Genomic DNA, 19873 nt, shown 5'->3' on the forward strand with positions numbered 1-19873 from the left:
TCGCGTCACGGGATCCCACGATCCCGTCGGCTGTTTCCGTGTCGGCGTCACCGGATCGCGCCGTCACCACAGCCGGTTCCACGGCCGCGTCACCCAGTCCCTTCGCCGCGGTGGCCGCATCCTGCGCGGCGCTGTCGGGAAGCGCTTCATTCTTGGTCATTCCCCCTCGACTCCCTTGCCGCTGAGCGAGGTCGCCACGGCCTCCAGCAGCTCCTGCCAGGCGGCCTCGAACTTCGAGACGCCCTCGTCCTCCAGCTGCTTCACGACCTCGTCGTACGAGATCCCGAGCGCCTCGACGGCCGCCAGGTCGGCGCGGGCCTGCTCGTAGCCGCCGGTCACCGCGTCGCCGTGGATGTCGCCGTGGTCGGCGGTGGCGTTCAGGGTCGCCTCCGGCATGGTGTTGACCGTGCCGGGCGCGACGAGCTCGTCGACGTACAGCGTGTCCTTGTACGCGGGGTCCTTGACGCCCGTCGAGGCCCACAGGGGGCGCTGCTTGTGGGCGCCGGACGGGGCGAGGGCGGTCCAGCGGGCACCGCCGAAGACGTCCTCGTAGGCCTCGTACGCGAGCCGGGCGTTGGCGAGCGCGGCCTTGCCCTTGAGGGCGAGCGCCTCGTCGGTGCCGACCTTCGCCAGCCGCTTGTCGATCTCGCTGTCGACGCGGGAGACGAAGAAGGAGGCGACGGAGTGGATGGTGGACAGGTCGATCCCGGCCGCCTGCGCCTTCTCCAGGCCCGCCAAGTAGGCGTCCATGACCTCGCGGTAGCGCTCCAGCGAGAAGATCAGCGTGACGTTGACGCTGATGCCGAGGCCGATGACCTCGGTGATCGCCGGGAGACCGGCCCGCGTCGCCGGGATCTTGATCATCACGTTCGGGCGGTCGACCAGCCAGGCGAGCTGCTTGGCCTCGGCGACCGTCGCCTCGGTGTGGTGGGCGAGGCGCGGGTCGACCTCGATGGAGACCCGGCCGTCACGGCCGCCGGTCGCGTCGTACACCGGGCGCAGGATGTCGGCGGCGGCGCGCACGTCCGCGGTCGTCATCATGCGGACGGCCTCGTCGACCGTCACGCCGCGCACCGCGAGGTCGGCCAGCTGCTCCTCGTACCCCTCTCCGGAGCCGATGGCGGCCTGGAAGATGGAGGGGTTGGTGGTGACGCCCACCACGTGCTTGGTCTCGATGAGTTCGGCGAGGTTGCCGGACGCGATCCGCTTGCGGGAGAGGTCGTCGAGCCAGATGGAGACGCCTTCGTCGGAGAGGCGCTTCAGGGTTACCGCGGTCGCGGTTGCTTCGGTCACAGTGATCATCTTCCTTTGTGCGATCGGATCAACCGCGGACTGCGGTAAGAGATTCCCGCGCGGCGGCGGCGACGTTCTCGGAGGTGAAGCCGAACTCGGCGAACAGGGTCTTGGCGTCGGCGGAGGCGCCGAAGTGCTCGAGAGAAACGATGCGTCCGTGGTCACCGACGTACCGGTACCAGGTCAGGCCGATGCCCGCCTCGACCGCCACGCGGGCCCTCACGGACGGCGGGAGGACGCTCTCGCGGTACTCCGCGGACTGCTCCTCGAACCATTCCACCGACGGCATCGACACGACACGCGTACCCACGCCCTCGGCCTCCAACTGCTCGCGCGCGGCGACGGCGAGCTGTACCTCGGAGCCGGTGGCGATGAGGACGACGTCGGGCGTCTCGGTGGAGGAGTCGCGCAGGACGTAACCGCCCTTCGCCGCCTCGGGGTTGGCCTCGTAGGTGGGCACACCTTGACGGGTGAGCGCCAGACCGTGCGGGGCCGGCTTGGTGGCGTGCCGCTTGAGGATCTCGGCCCAGGCGATCGCCGTCTCGTTGGCGTCGGCCGGGCGGACGATGTTCAGACCGGGGATGGCGCGCAGCGAGGCGAGGTGCTCGACCGGCTGGTGGGTGGGGCCGTCCTCGCCGAGGCCGATGGAGTCGTGCGTCCAGACGTAGGTCACCGGGAGCTGCATCAGCGCGGACAGGCGCACTGCGTTGCGCATGTAGTCGGAGAAGACCAGGAACGTACCGCCGTAGATACGGGTGTTGCCGTGCAGCGCGATGCCGTTCATCTCGGCGGCCATCGAGTGCTCACGGATGCCGAAGTGGACGGTGCGGCCGTACGGGTCGGCCTCCGGCAGCGGGTTGCCCTTCGGAAGGAAGGACGAGGTCTTGTCGATGGTGGTGTTGTTCGAGCCGGCGAGGTCGGCGGAGCCGCCCCACAGCTCGGGGAGCACACCGCCGAGCGCCTGGAGGACCTTGCCGGAGGCGGCGCGGGTCGCGACGGAGGTGCCCGGCTCGAAGACCGGCAGCGCGGCTTCCCAGCCCTCGGGCAGCTGACCGGCGACGACACGGTCGAAGAGCCCCGCGCGCTCGGGCTGCGCGGTGCGCCACTCGGCGATCTGCTTGTCCCAGGCGGCGTGCGCCTCGGCGCCCCGGTCGAGGGCGGTACGGGCGTGGTCCAGGACCTCGGCGTCCACCTGGAAGGTCTGCTCCGGGTCGAAGCCCAGGATCCGCTTGGTGGCCGCGATCTCCTCGGCGCCGAGCGCCGAGCCGTGGGAGGCCTCGGTGTTCTGCGCGTTCGGGGCGGGCCAGGCGATGATCGTGCGCATGGCGATGATGGAGGGGCGCTGGGTCTCGTCCTGCGCCGTCTTCAGCGCCGTGTACAGCGCGTGGACGTCGATGTCGCCGCCCAGCGCGGGCTCGATCCGCTGCACGTGCCAGCCGTACGCCTCGTAGCGCTTCAGCACGTCCTCGGAGAACGCCGTCGCGGTGTCGCCCTCGATGGAGATGTGGTTGTCGTCGTAGACGAAGACGAGATTGCCGAGCTTCTGGTGGCCGGCGAGGGACGAGGCCTCGGCGGAGATGCCCTCCTCCAGGTCGCCGTCCGAGACGATCGCCCAGATGGTGTGGTCGAAGGGGGACTCGCCCTCGGGGGCCTCGGGGTCGAAGAGGCCGCGCTCATAGCGGGCGGCCATCGCCATGCCCACGGCGTTGGCCACACCCTGGCCGAGCGGTCCGGTCGTCGTCTCGACGCCCGCCGTGTGTCCGTACTCCGGGTGGCCCGGCGTCTTCGACCCGTGCGTACGGAACGCCTTCAGGTCGTCCAGTTCGAGCTCGTAGCCCGACAGGAAGAGCTGGGTGTACAGGGTCAGCGAGGTGTGGCCGGGGGAGAGGACGAAGCGGTCGCGGCCGGTCCACTCCGGGTCCGCGGGGTCATGACGCATCACCTTCTGAAAGAGGGTGTACGCGGCCGGGGCCAGGCTCATCGCGGTGCCCGGGTGGCCGTTTCCGACCTGCTGTACGGCATCGGCCGCCAGGAGGCGGGCGGTGTCGACGGCACGCCGGTCCAGCTCGGTCCACTCGAATCCGTCGGAGAAGCTGTCGGGTGTCTGCGTGCTCATCTTCAAGAAGTCCTCGATAGGAGCGGGGTAAGTGCTCGGACGCGTTCAAAACTAAAAGTCTGACTTTTGCCGGGGAAGGTGCCCGTGTGTCAGCCTTCGGTGAAAGTGGGACACGGAGTGCCGACCGAGGCGACGCGAGAAGGACATGGCAGACAGAACCACCCAAGACGGTGACGGGATCAGAACGTTTCCCTTCCCCATCGACCTGAGCGTGAGCGGCGTCGGCATGCAGGTCCGATCGATGGAGCCCGACCGCGCCTGGGCCGAGGAGGCACCCCTGGACCGCGTCCACCGCATCGACTTCCACGTGGTGATGTTGTTCCGCGGGGGTCCGGTGACGCACATGGTCGACTTCACCGAGTACGAGGTCACAGCCGGCGACCTGCTGTGGATCCGGCCGGGGCAGGTCCACCGTTTCTCCAGGGGAGGCGAGTACCGGGGGACCGCCCTGATCATGCAACCCGGCTTTCTGCCCCGCGCCACGGTCGAGGCGACCGGTCTCTACCGCTACGACCAGCCCCCGCTGCTGCACCCCGACGCGGCCCAGCTCGCCGCCCTGGAGGACTCCCTCGCTCAGTTGGGACGCGAATACAACGACACGACCACGCTGCCGCTCAGCCTGCACACCGCGGTGCTGCGGCACTCCCTGACCGCGTTCCTGTTGCGCCTCGCCCACCTCGCGGCGAGCTCCGCCGAGGCGGCCCGCGAGCTGACCGACACCACCTTCACCCGCTTCCGGGACGCGGTCGAGAAGGGCTTCGCCACCAACCACAGCGTCAGCGCGTACGCCGACGCCCTCGGCTACTCCCGCCGCACCCTCGTCCGCGCGGTGCGAGCGGCCACCGGCGAGACCCCGAAGGGCTTCATCGACAAGCGGGTGATCCTGGAGGCCAAGCGGCTCCTCGCGCACACGGAGATGCCCATCGGCCGTATCGGCGTCGCCGTGGGCTTCCCCGACTCGGCCAACTTCTCCAAGTTCTTCCACCAGCACACGGACACGACCCCGGCGGCATTCCGGGCTGAGCTGCGCTGAAAGGGGGCGGGCCGCAGGGCCCGCCCCCTTCCCGCACTACTTCTGGATCACCGGCCGATGCCGAGCGTCAGCCCGGTCGGCGGGTTCGCGGCGCCCGGGATCTGCACCGACGAGTGGTCATCGAACATCGACCAGGGACGCGGGTGTGGTCGGCGTGAACCAGATCCGGACGAGCCGGAGCCGGTCGCGTCGACGCCTTGGGTGTGGTCGGTGGCGGCCTTCGCGGGCACCGCCCCGGCCAGGCCGAGCGCCGGCACCGTGAGGAGGGCGGTCAGGACGGCGGTCACCAGCCGCCTGACCTCGCAGCGTGGCACGACGGACCTGGCCGGGGAGCCTGTGATCACCGGTCAACTCCCCTGTCAGTGACCGAAGTCGAACCAGTTGACGTTGACGAAGTCCGCCGGCTGGCCGCTGGTGAAGGTCAGATAGACGTCGTGGGTTCCGGTGACCGAGCTGATGTTCGCGGGCACCGTTCTCCAGGACTGCCAGCCACCGGTGTTGGCCACCGAGAAGCTGCCGATCGGCGCGTTCGTACGGCTGTCGAGACGCACCTCGACGAGTCCGCTGACGCCACCCGCCGCGCCGCTCGCGACCCGGCCGTAGAACTGATGGGCCGCCGTGGAACCGAAGTTGACACCCTTGTAGAGCGCGTAGTCGCCGTTCGCGAGCGCGCTGATGTTCTGGCCGCCGCCGGTGTCGGTGGTGGTCTCGGTGCCGACGCCGGACTGACTGTCGTACGACTCGGCCTGGATGGCGCTGTAGGCGTCACGGTTGCCGGAGGGCGGCGGGGTCGTGCCGCCACCGCCGGCCGACTGCAGGACCTGGACGTAGTCGACGACCAGCGAGTGGCCGGGGTCCGTGCCGCCGTCCGGGCCGCCGCCGAAGGCGTCGGGGAAGCCGCCGCCCATCGCCACGTTCAGGATCAGGAAGTAGCCGTGATTGGTGGCGTTCGCCCAGGTGGTCGCGTCGACCTGATTCGCCCGCACCGTGTGGAAGTTGACGCCGTCCAGGTAGAAGCGCATTTCTTCGGGGCTCGTCGACTTGTCCCACTCGACGGCGTACGTGTGGAAGCCGGCCTGACACGTCGTGCCCGTGCAGGGAGTGTTGCCACCGATGCCGGAGGTCTCGTTGCAGGGGCCGCCCGGAGAGGTGCCGCAGTGCATGGTGGCCCACTCGGTGTTGAGCCCCTGGACGTTCTCCATGATGTCCAGCTCGCCGATGCCCGGCCAGTTCCAGTAGTTGCCGCGGAAGGGCGCGCCCAGCATCCAGAAGGCGGGCCAGTAGCCCTTGGCGGCGGCGCCGGTGACGTTCGGCATCTGCAGGCGGGCCTCGACGCGGAGCTTGCCGCCCGCGGGTGGCTGGAAGTCGGTGCGGACGGTCTCGACGCGGCCCGAGGTCCAGTTGCCGGAGGCGTCGCGCCGCGGAGTGATCCGGAGGTTTCCGGCCCCGTCGAGGGAGACGTTGTTCGTGCTGGAGGTCATCGTCTCGACCTCGCCGGTACCGAAGTTGGCGGGTCCGCCGGGGTAGCTCGTGCCCGTCGTGTACTGCCAGTTGGCGGTGTTGACGCCGGATCCGGCGGCCCCGTTGAAATCGTCGAGGAAGACCTGGGACCAGCCGGCCGGGGGTGTGGGGGCGGAGGCGTTCGCGGGGAGGGTGGCGGCCGTGGCGGCGGCGGCCGCCAGGCCGATGGTGCTGAACACGGCGATGAGTACGCGCCGCAGGGGGCGGCGTCTGCCGGATGCGCTGGGTGTGCCGGAAGTTTCACTCATGGGTGCCTCTTCGGGTACGGAGTGGGGTGCGCGGGTGGTTGGGGGAGCGCTCCCATGGGAATTGAGAGCGCTCTCACAGCAGCTGCGCGGACAATGTGCTCTCTGTCACTCCGGTCGTCAAGAGGTAAAGCCGAGAAACTCCCTTCCGTGGAAGGGAGTTCACGATGTGAAGGAAGCGCCTGCGAAGTCCACGGAGGCCCCGAAGTCTCTGGAGGGGCCGCTAGAGAGCGCTCCCCGCCGTCCAGTCCGCCCAGGACAGGTTCCACCCGTTGAGGCCGTTGGCGGGGTCCACGGTCTTCTCGCCCGAGTTCTCGACGATCACCACGTCGCCGAGCATCGAGCCGTTGTAGAACGTGTAGCCCGGCACGGAGCTGTCGTTCGCGCCCTTGGCGTCGTGCAGGCCGACACAGCCGTGGCTGGTGTTGCTGGTGCCGAAGACCGATGTCGAGGCCCAGTAGTTGCCGTGGATGAAGGTGCCGGAGGTGGTCAGACGCTGGGCGTGCGGGACGTCCTTGATGTCGTACTCGTCGCCGAGGCCCACGGTCGAGGACTCCATCCGGGTCTGCTTGAAGCGCTCGCTGATGACCATGATCCCGGACCACGTGGTGTGGTCGGCGTCGCCGCCGCTCACCGGGTAGGTGGCGAGGGTCGAGCCGTCCCGCTCGACCGTCATCGTCTTCTTCGCCAGGTCGACCGTGCTGACTTGGCGGCGGCCGATGTGGAAGGTGACGTCCTTGGACTGGGTGCCGTAGACGCCGTCCGTTCCCTCGACGTCCTTGAGACGCAGGCTCAGCGTGACCTTCGTGCCCGAGGCCCAGTACTCCTCGGGCCGGAAGTCGAGCCGGGTGTCGCTGAACCAGTGGCCGACCACCTCGACCGCGGGCTCGGCCGTCACCGTGATCGCCTTTTCGACGGCGGCGCGGTCCTTGACGGCCTGGGTGAAGTTGATCGACACGGGCATGCCGACGCCGGAGGTCGAATTCGCCTCCGGAGTGAAATAGCCCACGAAGGTCTCACCAGGGGACTTCGTGACGAAGGCCGCGGTGTGCGCGTCGGCGCCCTGTGGTTTCGCTGTGACCGTGTATTTGGTGCCGGAGTACGGATTCTTGGCGGAGGTCCATTTCGTACGGGCGTCGTTGAAGGACCCGGCCAGGGTGGAGCCGTCGTTGCCGGTGACCTCGACGGTCGCCAGGGTGCCGTTCACCACGGTGACCTCGACCGGGCTGGTGAAATCGGCCTTCTTCGTGCCGTCGGCGGGGGTGACGGTGACGGTCGGTGTCTTGACCTTGGCCTGGGCCTTTGTGCCCGCGGCCGCGGTCGCCGTCGCACTCGTCCCCTCCGAGGCGTCCGCCGAGCCGCTGCAGCCCGTCAGGGCGACGGCGGGTACCGCGGCGCCGAGCGCCGCCAGGATCCCGCGCCGTGACCAGGCCGGCCGCTCGGATCGGTTTGATATCTGAGGGACGCCCACGGCATGCCTTTCTCGGGTTCTTCGATCACCACCACTGCGGGTGCATCCTGCGCCCGTTTCATGGGTTGACCCTTTGAATCCGAGGGGCTCCACCTGAGATTCCTGTGAAGGCACCCTGAGAGAAGGCCTGAAACCACGGTTGTCCGGTCGGCTCCGCTTGTGAACAGAGTATGAGCGGCCGACCGGAACAGTGCAGAAGGAGTTCCGCTCACCGACCCCGCACACCCCGCCGGAGGTATCTGTGAATCCAGCCCGCAAGCGGCACACCGTGGCCATCGTCGGAGCGGGCGCGGCCGGCACGCTGACCGCCGTCCAGCTGTGCGAGACGGCGGCACGCCGCCGGGCGCCGCTCGACCTCGTCCTGGTCGACCCGGCCCCGGAGGCCGGGCGCGGTACCGCGTACGCCACACCCGACCCACGCCACCGGCTCAACGTGCCCGCGAGCGGGATGAGTTGCTACCCGGACGACCCCGGACACTTCACCCGTTGGCTGTGCCGGCACGGCGAACCCGCCGTCAGGGGCGCCGACTTCGCCACCCGGTACAGGTACGGCGCCTATCTGGCCGACACGCTGGCCCAGGCGATCGTCCGCGCCCACGGCACGGTCGCCGTACGGCGGCTGCGGACGCGGGCGGAGAGCTGTACCGGCACCTCCACCGATGGGGTAGAGCTCCAACTCGCCGACGGGCAACGCCTGATGGCTGACAGCGTCGTACTCGCCACGGGCCCCGCCGCCGCGCGGAGCGACTGGGCCCCGCCGGGACTGCGTACCTCCGAGCGTTTCATACGGGCTCCTTGGGGGCCGGGAGCCCTCGACGGTCCGCTCGCCGACCCGGCCGACGTCCTGCTGGTCGGGACGGGACTCACCGCGGTGGACCTGGCCCTGAGCCTCGACCGGCCCGGGCGCACCGTGCACGCCGTCTCCCGGGGCGGCCTGCTGCCCCAGCCGCACGCGATCGGCCCCGCCGCGGCGATGGCCGCTCCCGACGGGCTCGACGCGCCGTCGCTGTCCGCGCTGCGCAGGACCGTCTACCGGCACATCGGCCGGGCCGTCCGCACGTACGGGGACTGGCGCCCGGCGCTCGACAGCCTGCGGCCGCACACCGCGCGGCTGTGGCGCAGCCTCACCCCCGAGGAGCGCGTCGCGTTCCTGGAGCGCGAGGGCGCGCTGTGGAACACCCATCGCCATCGGATGGCGCCCGCGACGGCCGAGTCGGTGACCCGTGCCCGTACGGCCCGGCGACTGCGGGTGCACGCCGGAGCGGTCACGGACGCCGCCGTACTGGACGACGGCTCGGTGCTGGTCACGCTCTCCAACGGCCAGGAGGTGCGCGCGGGTTGGGTCATCGACTGCACCGGCCCCGGCCCGCGTCTCGAAGACCCCTTGTGGCGTTCGCTGTTCGACTCCGGTGCCGCGGCGCGCGGCCCGCTGGGCATGGGCGCCGCGACCCGCGACGGCCGTCTCCTCGACGCCGAAGGCCTCAGCGAGCGCCCGCTGTTCACGCTCGGCGCTCCCCGTCGCGGCGAGCTGTGGGAGACCACCGCCGTCCCGGAGATCCGCGTCCAAGCCGCCGTGCTGGCCCAGGAGTTGCTCGCGCCGCTGTCGACGCCTCGACGAGCCGTGCGCCGCCGGCCCGTCGACGGGCACGGGCTCGCGCTGTCCACCCACGCCGAGGCGGCCGCCGCCTATCGCACCGGGCTCGACCGGGTCCTCAAGGTGAGGGCCGGAGCCGAGGACGCCTTCGGGCGCGCGGTCCGCCTCGACCCCGGTTTCGCGCTCGGGCACGCCGCGCTCGCCCTGCTCGGTCACGAGTGCGGCGCCGAGGTCGACGTACCCAGGGCCCTCGCCGACGCGCAGCGCTCCGCGCGCGAGAGGGCCGACGAGCGGGAGCGTTCCTTCGTGGACGTCGTCACGCGGCGCGTCCACGGTGATTCCGCGGACGGGGGTGCCGGCGCCCTGCTCGGACATCTCGACACCCACCCCGCCGACGCGCTGGCGCTCGCCGCCGCCGTGCCCACCATCGCCTTCTCCGGTATCAACGACCTCGACGACGCCTACGCGCTGCGCCTGGTCGAGCGCACCTCGCCCGCGTACGACGGGCACTGGTTCCACACCTCGCTGCTGGCCTTCCTGCGCCAGGAACAGGGCCGCTTCCACGAGGCCGCCGAGCTGGCCCACCGCGCCCTGGCCACCGAGCCCGCCTCCGGGCACGCCGTGCACGCGCTCGCCCACGTTCACTACGAGTCCGGCGCGCACGAGGTGGGCCGCGACTGGCTCGACGCCTGGGTGTCGGGGCAGGGCCGGGGCGCCGTCCACCGGGCGCACTTCTCCTGGCACATCGCGCTGCACGAACTCGCCCTGGACGACCGCGCCGCCGTACGCAGGCGGTGGTTCGCGCAGCTCGCGCCGGGGCGGGTGACCGGGGTGCGGGCGCTGGTCGACTCCGGGTCGCTGCTGTGGCGGGCCCGGCTGAGCGACAGCTGGCGTGGGCAAGTGCCCGCGGCGGACGTTCTCGAGACCGTCGCGCGCGAGGTCGTCGAGCGGCCCGCGACCGCGTTCACCGCACTGCACGCCGCGGTCGCTCTCGCCGCCGCCGGGGACCTGGCGGCCCTGCGCCGTCTGCGCGACCACGCCGCGGGCGCCGATCCCGTCCAGCGCGAGGTCATCGTCCCGCTCTGCCAGGCCTTCGCAGCCCTCGTCGAGGAACGCTTCCACGAAGCCGCTCGCGGCCTCGACGCCCTCCTGCCGGTGCTCCGCAAGGTCGGCGGCAGCGCGGCCCAGCGCGAGGTCGTCGAGGAGACCCTGCTGTACGCCCTTGTCGCTGCGGGTCGTTGCGACGCGGCCCGACGACTGCTGGACGCCCGCCTCGACCGCGGCGCGGCCCCTAGGGACCGGCGGTTGCTCGCCGCGCTGCCCGGCTGAGCGGGCCGTCTCGTACCGGGTCCCGTTCGATCACGTGGACGGGACCCTGTCGGACGCGGAGCTGAAGCGGGCTCTCGCGATGCAGCAGACGGACGAGGGGGACGAACTCTGGTACGACGCCCCGGTCGCCGTGCCCGGTCAGCGTCGAGTGGTCGCCGTCCGAGGTGGTCGTGTTCGCCGAGGTCAACCCCTGGCAACCACCGACGTGGGCGTGGGCTGCTACGAATTCCGCACCCGTCTCACGAAGCAGTCCGTCAGCCGCCGCCGGGCGGCGGGTGACGGACTGCTTCGACCAGCTCTCAGACTTCGACTGGCTCTCAGACACTGGTCAGTTGAGGCTGAGGCGGTGCTTCCTCACTCACCCCGAACCGGTCGTGCGCCCGACGCATGGCGCCCGGTGCCCACCACGCGCGCCGCCCGAGCAGTGCCATCGTCGCCGGTACGAGGAGCATGCGTACGACGGTCGCGTCGATCAGGACCGCCAGAGTGAGCCCGAGGCCGATCTGCAGGATGGGGGAGAAGCCGCCGGTCATGAACGCTCCGAAGACGATCGCGAGGAGCAGTGCGGCACAACTGACCACGCGTCCGGAGCGGCGCAGACCGGTGATCACGGCTTCCTGGGCGTCGCCGGTCCGCAGCCAGGTCTCGCGCATCCGGGCGAGGATGAACAGCTCGTAGTCCATGGCGAGTCCGAAGGCGATCGCGATGATCAGCGGCGGAGCCGTCAGGCTGAGGGAGCCCAGGCCTTCGGCGCCCAGCGCCCCGGCCAGATGGCCGTCCTGGAAGACCCAGACCACCGCGCCGAGCGCGGCGCCCAGGCTGAGCAGGGTGGTCGCGATGGTCCGCAGCGGGATGAGGACCGAGCCGGTGAAGGCGAAGAGCAGCGCGAAGATGCCGAGCAGAACGGTGGCCGCCGCCCAGGGCGCCCGCTCGGCGAGCATCTCGCGGAAGTCGACCAGCCGGGCCGCGACGCCGGTGACCTCGACGGGCTCGTTCCCGCGTACCTGCCGTACCCGCTCGACCAGGTCGGTGGCCGCCTTGCCGTCGACGCTGCCGGTCGGCTGGAGGTGCACCAGCGTGGCGCCGCCCGGAAGGGTGCGGGAGTCGGTGGTGTCGGAGAGGGCACGGATCCGGGCCACCGTGTCCGGGGCGGCGCCGGGGCGCACGACCACGGTCACCGGCGAGACCCCGGTGCCGGGCGGGAAGTGGGCGTCCACGGTGTCGTACAGCTGCCGTGCCTCGGTGTTGGAGGGCAGTTGCTTCGCGTCCCCGATACTGATCTTCATTCCGGCGACGGGCAGTGCGAGGACGAGCAGGGCCGGGACGAGGGTGGCCAGGATGACGAGCGGACGGCGCGCGGCGAACCGGGCGAGGCGGGCGAAGAGGCGGCCTTCGTTGTCGGGGTCGGCGCCGGACTTGAGGCCGAACCTGGAGCCGGCTTTGGAGCCGGCGTCCGCTCGGGGGTCGCGGGCCGGTGCGATGCGGGCGCCGAAGCGCGCGAGCAGCGCCGGCAGCAGGGTGACCGCGGCGAGCATGTCGACGACGACCACGGCGGCCACGGCCAGGCCCATGCTGCGCAGGAAGGGGCTGGGGAACACCAGCAGCCCGGTGAGGCTGACGGCCACCGTGAGCCCGGAGAACAGGACGGTCCGCCCGGCGCCGGCGACGGTGCGGTGCACGGCCTCGATGACGTCGTCGGTGTGCCGTCGCTCCTCGCGGAAGCGGACCACCATCAACAGCGCGTAGTCCACGGCGAGTCCGAGTCCCAGCATGGTGGTGACCTGGATCGCGTACACCGAGATGTCGGTGAACTGGCTGAAGGCGAAGAGCGCCAGGAACGCGCCCGCGACTCCGCTGATCGCGATCAGCAGGGGCAGCCCGGCCGCCCGCAGCCCGCCGAAGACGACGAGCAGCAGCGCCAGCACGACCGGCAGTGAGATCAACTCGGCGCGCTGTACGTCCTCCTGTGCGCGCCCGCTCATCTGCTGGCCGAGCAACAGGCCGCCGCTGACGTGGACTTCGGGCGCGTCGACCTGCCGGATGCGCTCGGCCGCCGTGTCCACGGCCTTCTTCTCGTCCTTGAACTTCATGTCGCCCTTGAGCGTCACCGGAATGACGAGGGCCTTGCCGTCGCCGGAGGTGAGGCCGTGGGTGGTGTACGGGTCGGGCACGTCGGCGATTCCCGAGACCGTACGCAAGTCGGCGACGGCACGTTCGACTTGGGACCGCAGTCCGGGGTCGGAGACCGAGGTGCCCGCGACGACGGCGGTGATCGACTCGCCGCTCTTGTCGACGCGGTCGAGGTAGGCGGCGGCGCGGTCCGACTCGGTGCCCGGGACATCGGGCACCGAGTCGACGAGTCGGCTGAAGACGCCGGTGCCGAGGCCGAAGCCGATCAGCAGCATGAGCAGCCAGACGAGGATCACGGTGAGCGGGCGGCGGGTCGCCGCCCGGGAGATCGTGGCGAGCACGGTACGCCTCCCGGCGGTGGGTGCGGTGGATGACGTCGCCACTCAGCGTCGTGCCGGACGGGGAGTCACCGGATCGCCGGGGGGAGCGGTATCGGGGACTCCCCCGTACGACGGATACGGGACGCGGACTCACTCGGGGGAGGGAGTGCGGGACGGTTCGGCCGGTCGGCAGTCGACGACAACGCACGGGGGCAGCCCGGCTCGATGAGCTCCCGACCTGGGGCGGGTCCCCTCCGCGCCGTCACTCGGCGCTCGCTCCCTGCGGTCGGCAGCCGACGTCCGAGTTCGCGCCGTCCCGCCAAGGTCCGCACCCGTGGCCGCGCTCCTCGTCTGCCGCCCCCCCTGACGCGCACGACGAGTCCACGGCCGTGCACAACCTGTCACATGACGGACGGTGCTGCTCCCCCGCGGTCCGTCGTCGCGCCGGACATGCCGTCGTGTGGTCCCGCCGGACACCGGGGGGAGGACACGGTGCGCTCGGAAGGCCGCCTCGCACAGGACGCGAGATGCGCATGTGGTTCCTTACGCTCGTAGGGAACAGGTTCCCCTTGGGCCGTGCGACAACGGTCCCGGAGGTGACAGCCATGCGTGCCTCACTGATACAGCTGTCCGTGGACTCGTCGGGCTCCGCCGACGAGCGCCGTCACAGGGCAGCTTCCCTGGTCCGCGACCGGATGGGCGACGATCTGGTGGTCCTGCCGGAACTGTGGACGGCCGGCGCCTGGGCGTACGACGACTGGGGGCCCGACGCCGAAGGGGTCGATGGCCCCACTGCCGAGGTCATGTCCGCCGCTGCCCGTGAGGCCGGGGCGTGGCTCCATGCCGGATCGATCGTCGAGCGGGACGGGGACGGGACGCTGTACAACACCGCTCTCCTCTTCGACCGGGTCGGCGACCTGCGCGGCAGCTATCGCAAGATCCACCGATACGGCTTCGACACCGGCGAGGCGACCATGATGGGCGGCGGCGGCGACATCGTCACCGTGCCCACCGACTTCGGTGTGATCGGCCTCGCCATCTGCTACGACCTCCGCTTTCCCGAACTCTTCCGGGGCCTGCTCAACGCGGGCGCGGAGCTGATCGTGGTGCCTGCCGCATGGCCCGCGGCCCGTCTCTCCCATTGGCAGCTCCTCACTCGTACGAGGGCCCTGGAGGAACAGGTCTTCCTCCTGGCCTGTGACGCGGTGGGCACCCACGGCGGTATGCAGCAGGCCGGACACAGCATGGTCATAGACCCCTGGGGAACCGTCATCGGTGAGGCCCGCACCGGAGAGGAGACGGCGACGGTGGATTTCGACATGGCTCAAGTCGCCCGGATCCGCTCCGATCTCCCTGTCCTTCGCGACCGTGTTCTCGCGATCGAGGCTCCTGGGGGACGATGATTCCGGTGGCACGCCGCAGCGCTGGTGGCGCCGCAGCCGGCCAGGATCGGGCGAGCCGAAGAAGCACTGTCAGGCGGAGCCCGGCGTCACCAGACCCGTCTCGTACGCGCAGATCACCGCCTGCACCCGGTCCCGCAGTCCCAGCTTGCTCAGCATGTTGCTGACATGGGTCTTGACGGTGTGTTCACTCACGAAGAGCGTCGTCGCGATCTCCGCGTTGGACAGGCCGCGGGCCAGCAGCCGGAGGGTCTCCTCCTCGCGGGCGGTGAGGATGTCGAGCCGGGCCGGCGTCGGTTCCTGGGTGGCGTCGGCGTGGCGGCGCCGGATGATGTCGGCGACCAGACGGCGGGTCACCGAGGGTGCGAGGAGCGAGTCGCCCGCCGCGACGACACGGACCGCGTGCACCAGGTCGTCCCGCCGAACATCCTTGAGCAGGAAGCCACTCGCTCCCGCGTACAGGGCCTCGTACACGTACTCGTCGAGGTCGAACGTGGTCAGCATGACGACCTTGCAGCCCGACTCCGCGCACACCAGGCGGGCCGCCTCCAGGCCGTCCATGTGCGGCATGCGGATGTCGAGCAGCAGGACATCGGGCGTGTGCTGCCGTACCGCGGCCACGGCTTCCACGCCGTCCCCGGCCTCCGCCACCACCTCGATGTCCGGCTGCGCCTCCAGGATCATGCTGAAGCCACTGCGCACCAGCTCCTGGTCGTCGGCGACCACCACGCGGATGCTCACCCCAGGGCCGCCTGCCGGTCGGCGCCGGCCGGCAGGCGTACGGCGACACGGAAGCCGCCGTCGGGACCGCGGCCCGAGTCCGCGCTGCCGCCGCAGGCGGCGGCCCGCTCACGGATGCCGATCAGCCCGTGACCGCCGGGTGGCGAGGAAGGTCCGCGGGTACCCGGCCCTCGCCCGTCGTCCGTCACCGTGAGCGTCAACGCGTCCTCCGTCCAGTCGAGTTCAACCCGTGCCGTGGAAGCGTACGCATGCTTCACGGTGTTGGTGAGGGCCTCCTGCACCACCCGGTAGGCGGCGACCTCTGTGTCCGCGGGCAGTGGACGGGGCGCGCCGGTCGTGCTCAGGTCCACCCGCAGCCCGGTGGACTCCGCGACCTGGCCGACCAGTTCGGCGAGGGCGGCGATGCCGGGCTGCGGCAACCGGGCCGAGGTCCCGTTCAGCTGCTCCTCCTTGAGCACCCCGAGGATCCGCCGCAGCTGGCGCATCGCGTCGCGCCCGCTCGTCGCGATCGCGTCGAAGGCCGCCTCGGCGCGCTCCGGATCGCTGCGCACGACCACCGGGCCGGCCTCTGCCTGCACCACCATCAGACTCACCGCGTGGGCCAGGATGTCGTGCATGTCCCGGGCGATCCGGGCGCGTTCCTGCGCCGTCGCCCGCGCCGTGTCGGCCGTGCGCTCCCGCTCCAGACGGCGGGCCCGGTCCTCCAGCTCCGCCGTGTACGCGCGCTGGACGCGGGTGAGGATCCCGAGCGCGTACGCGCTGAGGAAGCTCGTCAGATGGAAGGCGTACTCGAAGGGCTGGGCGTGTTCCTTGGCCATCATCGTCAGTGAGGCGCCGACCAGCCAGGTCACCAGCATGAACCGGCGCTGTGCGGGCGGGCAGAGCGTGGCCACGGTGTAGAGGACGACGAGTCCGCCGTAGGCGACGTTCGGCGGTGGCGCGTGGTACAGCGCCATGGCGGGCGTACAGATCGACACCGCCCATGCGGACAGGAAGGGCGCCCGCCGCCGCCAGATCAGCGGCACCGCCGTGCCGACCGCCAGCAGGAACCCCTGCCAGGACAGCCGGTCGTCGCCCTCGTCGGGGAACATCCACTGCAGCGAGGCGGCGAACAGCACCAGTGCGGCGAGCGCGGTGTCGACGACGTAGGGATGCGTCGTGCGCAACCGCGAGAAGGCCGACCGCCATCGGACCGCGGTGGGCGAGAACACCGCCCGCCATCGTGAGACGGCGGGCGCGAACCAGGACTGAGCGGACATACACGGCTCCTCTGGGCAAGGGCCGTCCCAGTATCCCGACCGCCGGGCGGCGAAGTCCTCACCGATGAGAGGGATATCCGGCGTCCTACGAGTCCCGCGCGGCCCGCGTTTCGGGCTGCCAACCGAGAGCCCGCGAGATCCCGCGCGCCGCCAGCCGCACCGCCGGGATCAACGCCGGTACCTGCGCGTCGGCCTGGGGCACGACCACCGAGACGGCCGCGACGACCGTCCCGCCCGCGCCGCGTACCGGAGCGGCCACCGACAGGGCGTCGTCGGTGACCTGACGGCTGCTCACCGCTACTCCCGTGCGCCGCACTTCGGCCAGCAGGCGGCGCAGCCGACCCGGATCCGTGATGGTGTGCGGGGTGAAGGAGGCGAGCGGGCGGTCGCAGTACGCCTCCTGGAACCCCGCCTCGCCGTGTGCGAGCAGCGCGAGTCCCACACCCGTGGCGTGCAGCGGCCAGCGGGCGCCCACCTGGATGCGGACGCCGACCGCGGAGCGCCCGGAGATCCACTCGATGTAGACGACCTCGGAGCCGTCGCGGACCGCCAACTGCACGTTCTCGTGGGTCGCTTCGTACAGGTCCTCCAGGTACGGCAGCGCGATCTGCCGCAGCGCCAGGCCCCGCGGAGCGAGCGCCGCGATCTCCCACAGCCGCAGGCCCACGTGGTAGACGCCGTCCTCGTCCCGCTCCAGGGCGCCCCACTCGGTGAGAGCGCCCACCAGCCGGTGGGCCGTGGTGAGGGTGAGCCCGGCCCGGCGGCTGATGTCCGACAGGCACAGCGCAGGGTGCTCGTGGTCGAAGGCGGCGAGCACGGCGAGGAGGCGGTCGGGCGCGGACAGGGTGGTCATGAGGCGAGTTCGGTCTCCGCGACCCGTTGCAGAAGGGCGTGCAGGGTGGCCCGCTCCGCGGGGTCGAGGGGCTGGAGCAGATCGTTCGTGACGCGCAGGCCGGCTTCGTCGGTGTCGCGCAGGAAGGCCCGGCCGTCCTCGCTCAGCACGACGATCCGGCTGCGGCGGTCGTCCGGTGAGGGGCGGCGCTCGGCGAAACCGAGCTTCTCCAGGTCGTCGACGAGCCCGACGATCGCGCTCGGGTCGTAGCCGAGCCGCGAGCTGAGCTCCCGCTGCAGCGCGCCTTCGGAGGTGGCGAGGAAGCGGAGCAGCGCGTAGTGGCGCAGGCGCAGCCCCGACTCCTGCAGGAACGTGTTGAACAGCTGCCCCGAGCGCAGCCCCAGCCGGTACAGGAGGTAGCCGGTGTCGGCGTGCAGTCCGCGCATCCACGGCTCCTGGGCGTCGATGGGGGCAGGGCCTCCGGCAATTTCTGTCGCGCGCTGCTGACCTGCGATGACGGGCTCCCTGGGCCGGGCCCCGGGCGGGGCGGTTCGGATGTGCTTCCGCACAGCGTGACGCCGTACCGCGCACTCCGTGTCGCCGTACCGCGCACGGCTTCACGCCGTACTACGCACAGCATGACGCACGGATCAGTCGGCAACAACTATTGACGTCAACAATTATTGTCCTTAGCTTCGATCTCAATAGCCGCAGCTCGGCATTCCAAGCCGCGCTTGCTGATCCGAAGCTTTGAAGGGACCCCTCGTGCCCAGCATCGATCTCACCGGCAAGGTCGCCGTCGTCACCGGCAGCGGCCGTGGCCTCGGCCTGGCCTACGCACACGCCCTCGCGGCCGTCGGCGCCTGCGTGGTCGTCAACGACGTCGACGAGGCCGTGGCCGAGCAGGCCGTCAAGTCCATCACCGAGGCCGGCGGCAAGGCCGTGGCCGAGGTGGTCGCGGTCGGCACGTCCGAGGCCGCCGACCGGCTCGTCGCCCGCGCGGTGGAGGAGTTCGGACGGCTCGACGTCCTGGTGACCAACGCGGGCATCCTGCGCGACAAGGTCCTGTGGAAGATGACCGACGAGGACTTCGACGCGGTGATCACCACCCACCTCAAGGGCACCTTCACCTGTGCCCGCGCCGCCGCCGTGCGGATGCGCGAGCAGGGCGAGGGCGGCAGCCTGATCCTGGTCGGCTCGCCGGCCGGGCAGCGCGGGAACTTCGGCCAGACGAACTACGCCGCCGCGAAGGCGGGCATCGCCGCCATGGCCCGTACCTGGTCGATGGAGCTGGGCCGCGCGGGCATCACCGTCAACGCGATCGTGCCGGTCGCCGCGACCGCGATGACCGAGACCATCCCGGCCTTCGCCCCCTACATCGAGGCCATGAGGCAGGGCGAGCCGCTGCCCGACTTCCTCCGCAAGGGCGAGGGCTTCGGCACCCCCGAGGACTGCGCGGCCCTCGTCCCGTTCCTCGCCTCAGAGGCCGCCCGCGGCGTGACCGGACAGGCCATCGGCATCGGAGGCGACAAGGTGGCACTCTGGTCGCATCCGCAGGAGATCAAGGCGGCCTACGCGGACGGCGGCTGGACCCCGGACACCCTGGCCGACGCCTGGGCCACCTCGGTCGGTGCCGAACCGCAGACCGTCGGGATCCCCGCGCCGAAGCTGCCGGAGGCGTGATGGCCCTCGCCATGGACCTGAGCGAACTCGTCGCGATCGACGTCCACACCCACGCCGAGGTGTCGTCGAAGGGCCACTCCTCGCTCGACGAGGGCCTGCACGACGCCTCCAGCACCTACTTCAAGGTCGAGGGCAAGCGGAAGCCGACCCTGGAGGAGACGGCCGCCCACTACCGTGAGCGCAAGATGGCCGCCGTCATCTTCACGGTGGACGCCGAGTCCGCCACCGGCACCGAGCCCGTCCCGAACGAGGAGGTCGCCGAGGCGGCCGCCGCCAACCCCGACGTACTGATCCCCTTCGCCTCCATCGACCCCTTCCGCGGCAAGGCGGGGGTCAAGCAGGCCCGCCGTCTGGTCGAGGAGTACGGGGTGAAGGGCTTCAAGTTCCACCCCAGCATCCAGGGCTTCTTCCCCAACGACCGCTCGGTGGCGTACGACTTGTACGAGGTGATCGAGGAGACCGGCACGATCGCCCTCTTCCACACGGGGCAGACGGGGATCGGCGCCGGGGTGCCCGGCGGGGGCGGGATCCGGCTCAAGTACTCCAACCCGCTGCACGTGGACGACGTCGCCGCCGACTTCCCGCATCTGAAGATCATCCTGGCGCACCCGTCCTTCCCCTGGCAGGACGAGGCGCTCGCGGTGGCCACGCACAAGCCGGGCGTGCACATCGACCTGTCCGGCTGGTCGCCGAAGTACTTCCCGCCACAGCTGGTGCAGTACGCCAACACGCTGCTGAAGGACAAGGTCCTCTTCGGCTCCGACTATCCCGTCCTGACCCCCGACCGCTGGCTCGCCGACTTCGAGAAGCTGCCGATCAAGGACGAGGTCAAGCCGAAGATCCTCAAGGAGAACGCCGCCCGCCTGCTCGGGCTCACGCCGTAAGGGGCCACCCCATGTGCCATCC

General features: G+C 71.0%; 15 protein-coding genes. 5 read left to right on the plus strand and 10 right to left on the minus strand.

Translation table 11 applies throughout. The features are described from left to right. Nucleotides 1-156: 156 nt before the first annotated feature. Entirely contained in the window at nucleotides 157-1302 is a 1146-nt protein-coding gene (gene tal, locus AB5J53_RS40035; RefSeq protein WP_369250493.1) for a transaldolase, read from the minus strand. A gap of 19 nt (nucleotides 1303-1321) precedes the next feature. Next, nucleotides 1322-3409: a transketolase gene (tkt, locus tag AB5J53_RS40040; RefSeq protein ID WP_369250494.1), complete on the minus strand. Its 2088-nt coding sequence runs from the start codon at nucleotides 3407-3409 to the stop codon at nucleotides 1322-1324. 145 nt (nucleotides 3410-3554) lie between these two features. On the opposite strand from tkt, the gene AB5J53_RS40045 reads away from it, so the two are divergent. Next, on the plus strand, nucleotides 3555-4442 hold the full coding sequence (locus AB5J53_RS40045; protein WP_369250495.1) for an AraC family transcriptional regulator: 888 nt from the start codon (nucleotides 3555-3557) through the stop codon (nucleotides 4440-4442). Between the two features lie 47 nt (nucleotides 4443-4489). Here the strand turns inward: AB5J53_RS40045 and AB5J53_RS40050 are convergent, their stop codons facing one another. From AB5J53_RS40050 to AB5J53_RS40060, 3 genes are all read right to left on the minus strand, one after another. Further along, nucleotides 4490-4786, minus strand: a complete 297-nt coding sequence (locus AB5J53_RS40050) for a hypothetical protein (RefSeq protein ID WP_369250496.1) — start codon at nucleotides 4784-4786, stop codon at nucleotides 4490-4492. A gap of 15 nt (nucleotides 4787-4801) precedes the next feature. Continuing rightward, a complete protein-coding gene (locus AB5J53_RS40055; protein ID WP_369250497.1) occupies nucleotides 4802-6211 on the minus strand; it encodes a glycoside hydrolase family 16 protein in 1410 nt (469 codons plus the stop codon). A 220-nt stretch (nucleotides 6212-6431) separates the two neighbouring features. Then, the gene (locus tag AB5J53_RS40060) at nucleotides 6432-7679 is read right to left on the minus strand and encodes an Ig-like domain-containing protein (RefSeq protein ID WP_369250498.1); all 1248 of its coding nucleotides are present in this window, start codon (nucleotides 7677-7679) and stop codon (nucleotides 6432-6434) included. A 241-nt stretch (nucleotides 7680-7920) separates the two neighbouring features. Here AB5J53_RS40060 and AB5J53_RS40065 point away from each other — a divergent pair, with 241 nt between their 5' ends. Beyond that, nucleotides 7921-10602, plus strand: a complete 2682-nt coding sequence (locus tag AB5J53_RS40065; RefSeq protein ID WP_369250499.1) for an FAD/NAD(P)-binding protein — start codon at nucleotides 7921-7923, stop codon at nucleotides 10600-10602. Nucleotides 10603-10919: 317 nt separating this feature from the next. Here the strand turns inward: AB5J53_RS40065 and AB5J53_RS40070 are convergent, their stop codons facing one another. Further along, nucleotides 10920-13073: an MMPL family transporter gene (locus AB5J53_RS40070; RefSeq protein WP_369250500.1), complete on the minus strand. Its 2154-nt coding sequence runs from the start codon at nucleotides 13071-13073 to the stop codon at nucleotides 10920-10922. A 584-nt stretch (nucleotides 13074-13657) separates the two neighbouring features. Between AB5J53_RS40070 and AB5J53_RS40075 the strand changes: the two genes are divergently transcribed. Further along, a complete protein-coding gene (locus AB5J53_RS40075; protein WP_369250501.1) occupies nucleotides 13658-14455 on the plus strand; it encodes a carbon-nitrogen family hydrolase in 798 nt (265 codons plus the stop codon). Nucleotides 14456-14524: 69 nt separating this feature from the next. On the opposite strand, the gene AB5J53_RS40080 is transcribed toward AB5J53_RS40075, so the two are convergent. The 4 genes from AB5J53_RS40080 to AB5J53_RS40095 all read right to left on the minus strand — a co-directional run bounded on the left by AB5J53_RS40080 (nucleotide 14525) and on the right by AB5J53_RS40095 (nucleotide 17730). Then, nucleotides 14525-15193, minus strand: coding sequence for a response regulator (locus AB5J53_RS40080; protein ID WP_369250502.1), 669 nt, complete (start codon nucleotides 15191-15193; stop codon nucleotides 14525-14527). Next, nucleotides 15190-16452 (minus strand): sensor histidine kinase, encoded by a 1263-nt coding sequence (locus tag AB5J53_RS40085; RefSeq protein WP_369250503.1) that lies wholly within the window; start codon nucleotides 16450-16452, stop codon nucleotides 15190-15192. The genes AB5J53_RS40080 and AB5J53_RS40085 overlap by 4 nt, the downstream gene beginning before the upstream one ends. An 85-nt stretch (nucleotides 16453-16537) precedes the next feature. Continuing rightward, nucleotides 16538-17305 (minus strand): IclR family transcriptional regulator, encoded by a 768-nt coding sequence (locus tag AB5J53_RS40090; RefSeq protein ID WP_369250504.1) that lies wholly within the window; start codon nucleotides 17303-17305, stop codon nucleotides 16538-16540. Beyond that, nucleotides 17302-17730 carry a MarR family winged helix-turn-helix transcriptional regulator gene (locus AB5J53_RS40095; RefSeq protein ID WP_369250505.1) on the minus strand — a complete coding sequence of 143 codons (429 nt, stop codon included), beginning with the start codon at nucleotides 17728-17730 and terminating at the stop codon, nucleotides 17302-17304. The genes AB5J53_RS40090 and AB5J53_RS40095 overlap by 4 nt, the downstream gene beginning before the upstream one ends. A gap of 319 nt (nucleotides 17731-18049) precedes the next feature. On the opposite strand from AB5J53_RS40095, the gene AB5J53_RS40100 reads away from it, so the two are divergent. Further along, complete coding sequence (locus tag AB5J53_RS40100; RefSeq protein ID WP_369250506.1) at nucleotides 18050-18967, plus strand: SDR family NAD(P)-dependent oxidoreductase; 918 nt, start codon at nucleotides 18050-18052, stop codon at nucleotides 18965-18967. 11 nt (nucleotides 18968-18978) lie between these two features. Continuing rightward, the gene (locus AB5J53_RS40105) at nucleotides 18979-19851 is read left to right on the plus strand and encodes an amidohydrolase family protein (RefSeq protein WP_369252767.1); all 873 of its coding nucleotides are present in this window, start codon (nucleotides 18979-18981) and stop codon (nucleotides 19849-19851) included. Nucleotides 19852-19873: the final 22 nt, after the last annotated feature.

The sequence above is a fragment of the Streptomyces sp. R41 genome, from assembly GCF_041053055.1.
In the GTDB taxonomy this organism is placed as follows: domain Bacteria; phylum Actinomycetota; class Actinomycetes; order Streptomycetales; family Streptomycetaceae; genus Streptomyces.